The sequence below is a fragment of the Nonomuraea aridisoli genome, from assembly GCF_003236395.1.
GTDB classification, from domain to species: Bacteria; Actinomycetota; Actinomycetes; order Streptosporangiales; family Streptosporangiaceae; genus Nonomuraea; species Nonomuraea aridisoli.
Genome location: NZ_POUD01000411.1, coordinates 1 through 5,891 on the forward strand (window position 1 = coordinate 1; position 5,891 = coordinate 5,891).

Genomic DNA, 5,891 nt, shown 5'->3' on the forward strand with positions numbered 1-5,891 from the left:
GAACCGGGGCGCGCCCGCCCACCCGCTCCGTTCGAACAGGGCCAGCAGCTCGTGCACGTACGCGGCCCTGGGGCCGCACGGACGGCGCACGGTGTCGCCGACGCGGACGACGGCGTTGACGAATCCACCGGGCAGCTGGGTCTCCGACATGTTCTCCAGCATGCCCGCCGGCGGGAAAATCGGTGGCGGCCGCCGGTTTCCCCCGAGCGCCTTGCACACCGCGAGGCGTGGCCATACGGTCACCTTTAGCATTCGCTTGGTTCAGAGGAGGCGCTGTGAACAGGCATGACGGCGGAACCGGGCGGGGCCCGGCGATGCTGCCGCACATCGCTTGGCGGCTCGAAGCGATGATCGCGGCCATCGCCGAGCGCCGGGCGCCCGCCACCGGCGCGATCGCGCAGGCGTTGCGGAAGGTCCCCCGCCACTGGTTCGTCCCCTCCGTGGGCCTCGCGCTCGACGACGACGGCGGCGCCGTGCCGATCGACCGCGACACCGACCCCCCGGCCTGGTGGGACGCCGTCTACTCGGGCAGGCCGATCGCCATCTGCCGGGGCGGGTCGGCGTACACGTGCGTCAACCCCGCGCCGAGCTCCGTCGTCGACCTGCTGGAGCTGCTCGACCTGCGACCCGGGCACCGCGTGCTGGAGGTCGGCACGGGCAGCGGCTGGGTCACCGCGCTGCTCTGCCGGCTGGTCGGCGAGTCGGGAAACGTGACGTCGGTGGAGGCCGACCCCGAGGTCGCTCAGGCGGCGGCGCGCAATCTGGCCGCCGCCGGGATCCGGCCGCACCTGGTGGTGGGCGACGGATGCCCCGAGCGGGGGCCGTACGACCGGGTGCTGGCGCTCTCGACGGTGCCGGACGCGTGGATCGAGCAGGCCCGGCCGGGCGCGGTGATCGTCGGCGGCGACGGCAGGGCCGCACGGCTCGTGGCGCCGGAGACCGCGTCCTGACCCCGTGACGACCGCAGGGCACCGGGACGCCCTGCGCGGCGGCATCCCGGTGCCCTGATCAGTGGTGCGTCAGGCCCGCAGGCCCGTGTTCACGCGTGGGTGTTCACGCGTCGTCGTCGGAGACCGAGGCCGAGCGGTTGCAGCGCGCGTTCGCGTTGCCGGAGTTGAACACGACGTTGCCGCACATGCTCAGCGGCGCGGAGACCGGCTCGACGATCTCGTCGTTGAAGACCGTGAGCAGGCTCGGCGGCGCGGCGGGCTCGACGGGCTCCGCCGGCTCGACCGGCTCGGCGGGTTCTGCGGGTTCTGCGGGCTCGACCGGCTCGGCGGGCTCGGCCGGCGCGACCGCGGCGGGCTGCGCCGGCGCCACGGCGGCGGGCCGCGGCGCGTGCGCGACGGCGCCGGGGGCCGGAGCGGCGGGCACGGCGCCGGGCCGGGGCGCGAGAGCGACGGCGCCGGGCTGCTGCGCGGGGGCGACGCTGTTGAACGCCTGCGCGGGCGCCACGGCGTTGAAGGCCGGCGCCGGGGCGGCGGCGGCCAGGCCCGGGGCGGGCGCTAGGGGCTGCGGCGCGACGGCGGCCACTCCGGGGGGCGGCGCGGGGACGACCAGCGCCGCGTGCGCGGCGACGGCGCCCCATCCTAGGGATGCTGCGATCCCGACGACCAGGACGGCTTTTTTGAGCATGGGGGCTCCTTGCTTGTGCGCCCGGCCTCCAGGCGGGGCGCTGCTGTAGGCATCCGTGGGACGACGGACCCGCCCGTGACGAAAAGGGGAACGGGCCGGGAGCGACTTCCCTGCGGTGAGCGACGTTAGCGCAAAGCGATGACAGAGCGTTGCCAAGATGTCACTCTCAGTGCCTGAAGAAGGCAGATCGCCGGGCCGCATAATCGTTTGACGCCGAGCCCGGGCGGCCGGGACGATCGCGTGGTGCAGATCGAGTACCACAGGTTCTCCCCCGCCGACGTCGATGACCTGGTCGCATTCCTGACCGGTGAGGAGTGGCCGTTCCACGCGGGGGTGCAGGAGGCGGCCGCGATCAGGCGCCGGGCCGCCGAGGGGTTCTACGACGACGCGGACAACCGCACGTTCTGGGTGGTGGCCGACGGCGAGCGCGGGGGCCTGATCCGGCTGTACGACCTCGGCGACGACACCCCGATGTTCGACCTGCGCGTACGCCGGGCGTGGCGCGGACGCGGCCTCGGCACGGCGGCGCTCGCCTGGCTGACCGCCCATCTGTTCACCGAGTTCCCCGACGTCACCCGCGTCGAGGGCACGACGCGGGCCGACAACCGGGCGATGCGGGCGGTGTTCCGCTCGAACGGCTACGCCAAGGAGGCGCACTACCGCGAGTCGTGGCCCGCGCCCGACGGCACCCGTCACGACGCGGTCGGCTACGCGATCCTGCGCCACGACTGGGCGTCGGGCACCATCACGCTTCCCGACTGGCACGACGAGCCCCGCTGAACCATCGCCGGACCTTGAGCGTGAGCAGGTTCTAATGAACCTGCCATGTACAAAGCGTTGTCACATGACTACGTTTAGTAGCGAAGACTGGTTGTTCACGCCCAAGGAGGTTCCCGTGCGTACGTCCCCCCGTCATGTCGCCGCCGCCGTGGTGATCGCCGCCGCAGGCCTGGCCCTGCCGGCGCAGGCGGCCCACGCCGTCGTCGATCCCGCGAAGATCGCGGTCCTCGAGTCGATCCAGAAGACGGACCCGATCCTCATGGCCAACTGCACCACCGGCACGGTCGCCGACCCAGCGGGCGCCGTCGTCGTCCCGCCGGAGGTGCCGCTCGTGGGCTGCCTCACCCTCTGACTCCTCCGCCCTGCCGCGGCACCGGGCGGCACACGGACCCCTGAGGCGTGACCTGCCCGCCCGTGACGGGCGGCGGGCATCCCCCCGGCCTCGTCGGCGCGTGACGCCGCCCACGCCGCCGGTCGGCGGCGCATCGGCTCGACACGCCCGCCCGGGCGAGAGGGCCCCGGGCGGCCCTCTCGCCCGCAGCGCTCAGCGCGTGTCCGACTCGCTCTCGGAGAGCGCGGCCCGGCCGGCCTCCAGGCGGGCCACCGGGATCCGGAACGGCGAGCAGGAGACGTAGTCGAGACCCACCTCGTGGCAGAAGTGCACGGAGTCGGGGTCGCCGCCGTGCTCGCCGCAGATGCCGAGGTGCAGGTCAGGCCGGGCCGCCCGGCCCTCCTTCACGGCGATCTCGACGAGCCGCCCCACGCCCTCGCGGTCGAGCGTCTCGAACGGCGAGACGCCGAAGATGCCGAGGTCGAGGTAGCGGGAGAAGAACGAGGCCTCCACGTCGTCGCGTGAGAAGCCCCACGCCATCTGGGTCAGGTCGTTGGTGCCGAAGGAGAAGAACTCGGCCGCCTCCGCGATCTGTCCCGCCGTGAGGGCCGCCCGCGGCACCTCGATCATGGTGCCGATCAGGGCCTCCACGCCGGCCTCCGCGAGGATCTTGACGGCCTCCTCGCGTACCGCCTCCAGCTCCTGTACGGACGCCACGAGCGGGATCATGATCTCCGGATGCGCCCCGGGCACCTCCGCGGCGGCCTGGGCGATGGCCCTGACCTGCATCGCGAACAGACCCGGGATCACCAGCCCGAGCCGCACGCCGCGCAGGCCGAGCATCGGGTTCTGCTCGTGCAGGCGCTTGACGGCGGCCAGCAGCCGGCGGTCCTTCTCGGTGACGTCCTGCGACGTGGCGATCTTGACGGACAGGTCCACGATGTCGGGCAGGAACTCGTGCAGGGGCGGGTCGATGAGGCGGATGGTGACCGGAGCCCCGTCCATGGCCTGGAATATCCCGATGAAGTCGGACTTCTGGAGCGGTTCGAGCGCGTCCAGGGCGGTCTGGCGTTCCTCGTCGGTCGAGGCCAGCACCAGGTCCTCCACGAGCTGCCGGCGCTCGCCCAGGAACATGTGCTCCGTACGGCACAGACCGATGCCCTGCGCACCGAACCGGCGGGACCGGGCCGCGTCCTCGGGATTGTCGGCGTTGGCGCGCACGCCCAGGCGGCGCGCCGCGTCCGCGTGGCGCATGATCCGGTCCACGGCCTTGACCAGCTCGTCGGCCGGCTCGGCGCCCTCGAAGTACTCGACCACGGCCGAGTCGACCACCGGCACCTCGCCGAGGAACACCTCGCCCGTCGTGCCGTCGATGGAGATGACGTCGCCTTCGCGGACCTCCACGTCGCCGGGCGCGACGAACCGCTTCTCGGCGGTGTTCACCTCCAGCTCCTCGGCGCCGCACACGCAGGTCTTGCCCATGCCGCGGGCCACCACGGCGGCGTGCGAGGTCTTGCCGCCGCGACTGGTCAGGATGCCGCGGGCGGCGATCATGCCGGCCAGGTCGTCGGGGTTGGTCTCGCGGCGCACGAGGATGACGTCCTCGCCCTGCTCGGCCAGCTCGATGGCGCGGGCGGAGGAGAATACGGCCTTGCCGACGGCGGCGCCCGGGGAGGCGTTCATGCCCTTGGCGATCTTCTTCTTGTCGGCGCCGTCGTCGAAGCGGGGGAACATGAGCTGGGCCAGCTGGTCGCCGGTGACCCGGGTGACGGCCTCATCCATCGTGATGAGGCCCTGGTCGACGAGCTGGGTGGCGATGCAGAAGGCGGCCGCCGCCGTGCGCTTGCCGACCCGGGTCTGCAACATCCACAGCTTGCCGCGCTCGATGGTGAACTCGATGTCGCACAGGTCCCGGTAGTGGTTCTCCAGGGTCTCCATGATGCGGAGCAGCTCGTCGTAGGAGTGCTTGTCGATGCGCTCCAGCTCTTCGAGGGGGATCGTGTTGCGGATGCCGGCCACCACGTCCTCGCCCTGGGCGTTCTGCAGGTAGTCGCCGTAGATGCCCTGGCGGCCCGAGCCGGGGTCGCGGGTGAAGGCGACGCCGGTGCCGGAGTCGTCGCCGTAGTTGCCGAAGACCATGGCCATGATGTTCACGGCGGTGCCGAGGTCGGCGGGGATGCGTTCCTGGCGGCGGTAGAGGATGGCGCGCGGGGCGTTCCAGGAGTCGAAGACGGCCATGACGGCCAGGCGCATCTGCTCGCGCGGGTCGGTCGGGAAGTCCTGCCCGGTCTGCTCCCGCACGATGCCCTTGTACGTCTTCACGAGCTGCTGCAACTCGCCCGCGTCCAGGTCGGTGTCCTGGCGCCTGCCCTTGAGCGCGTCGAGCGCGTGCTCGAACAGGTCGCCGTCGATGTCCAGCACGGTCTTGCCGAACATCTGGATGAGCCTGCGGTAGGAGTCCCACGCGAAGCGCTCGTTGCCGCCCGCCTGCTTGGCCAGGCCGTGCACGGATTCGTCGTTGAGACCGATGTTGAGGACCGTCTCCATCATGCCGGGCATGGAGAACTTGGCCCCCGAGCGCACGCTCACCAGCAGCGGGTCGTCCGCCTGGCCGAGTTTCCTGCCCATCTGCGCTTCCAGTGCCGCGAGGTGCTCGGCGACCTCCTGGTCGAGACCGTCCGGCACGGCGCCCTCCGCCAGGTAGTGGCGGCACGCCTCAGTGGTGATCGTGAAACCGGGGGGGACGGGCAGCCCTAGATTCGTCATTTCGGCGAGGTTCGCGCCCTTACCGCCGAGGAGATCCTTGAGATTCCTGTTGCCCTCGGTGAAGTCGTAAACGTACTTGGCCACCACCAGCTCCAATCCAACGCCTCTGTCCCGGACTCTACCGGTGAAATTGACGCCGAAACTGCACCCTTCGGTTAATTACGCGTTATGCCTGGTGGAGGCCGCCTGACAGGTCTAATCCAATTAGCGGGGCAGCGGCCGGAAATTGGATTAGACCAATTGGTTTAAACCAATTCTCGAGAAAGGCGGCGGCCCGTTTGAGAAACAGGTCACACCTATCTCCACAGCATCACTACGCCGCCGGACCCCATGGCCGGCCTCGCCGGGACGCCGCCTCACGCCCCCGTCCCTCCTGCCC

The 5,891-nt window shown here is 71.3% G+C and carries 5 protein-coding genes; 3 read left to right on the forward strand and 2 right to left on the reverse strand.

Features of this window, described 5'->3' with window-relative positions:
• Positions 1 to 275: 275 nt before the first annotated feature.
• Positions 276 to 950 carry a methyltransferase domain-containing protein gene (locus tag C1J01_RS45590; RefSeq protein ID WP_146615982.1) on the forward strand — a complete coding sequence of 225 codons (675 nt, stop codon included), beginning with the start codon at positions 276 to 278 and terminating at the stop codon, positions 948 to 950.
• A 103-nt stretch (positions 951 to 1,053) separates the two neighbouring features.
• Here C1J01_RS45590 and C1J01_RS45595 read toward each other — a convergent pair whose 3' ends face one another.
• A complete protein-coding gene (locus tag C1J01_RS45595) occupies positions 1,054 to 1,635 on the reverse strand; it encodes a hypothetical protein (protein ID WP_111185236.1) in 582 nt (193 codons plus the stop codon).
• Between the two features lie 243 nt (positions 1,636 to 1,878).
• Between C1J01_RS45595 and C1J01_RS45600 the strand changes: the two genes are divergently transcribed.
• Both C1J01_RS45600 and C1J01_RS45605 read left to right on the forward strand, forming a co-directional pair.
• Positions 1,879 to 2,415, forward strand: a complete 537-nt coding sequence (locus tag C1J01_RS45600) for a GNAT family N-acetyltransferase (RefSeq protein WP_111185238.1) — start codon at positions 1,879 to 1,881, stop codon at positions 2,413 to 2,415.
• Between the two features lie 115 nt (positions 2,416 to 2,530).
• Positions 2,531 to 2,767, forward strand: a complete 237-nt coding sequence (locus C1J01_RS45605) for a hypothetical protein (RefSeq protein WP_111185237.1) — start codon at positions 2,531 to 2,533, stop codon at positions 2,765 to 2,767.
• Between the two features lie 192 nt (positions 2,768 to 2,959).
• Here the strand turns inward: C1J01_RS45605 and ppdK are convergent, their stop codons facing one another.
• Positions 2,960 to 5,596, reverse strand: coding sequence for a pyruvate, phosphate dikinase (gene ppdK, locus C1J01_RS45610; protein ID WP_111185239.1), 2,637 nt, complete (start codon positions 5,594 to 5,596; stop codon positions 2,960 to 2,962).
• Positions 5,597 to 5,891: the final 295 nt, after the last annotated feature.

Excerpts from the sequence above, each read along its gene's own strand:
- C1J01_RS45595 (WP_111185236.1), bottom strand. The coding sequence starts at position 1,635 with ATGCTCAAAAAAGCCGTCCTGGTCGTCGGGATCGCAGCATCCCTAGGA.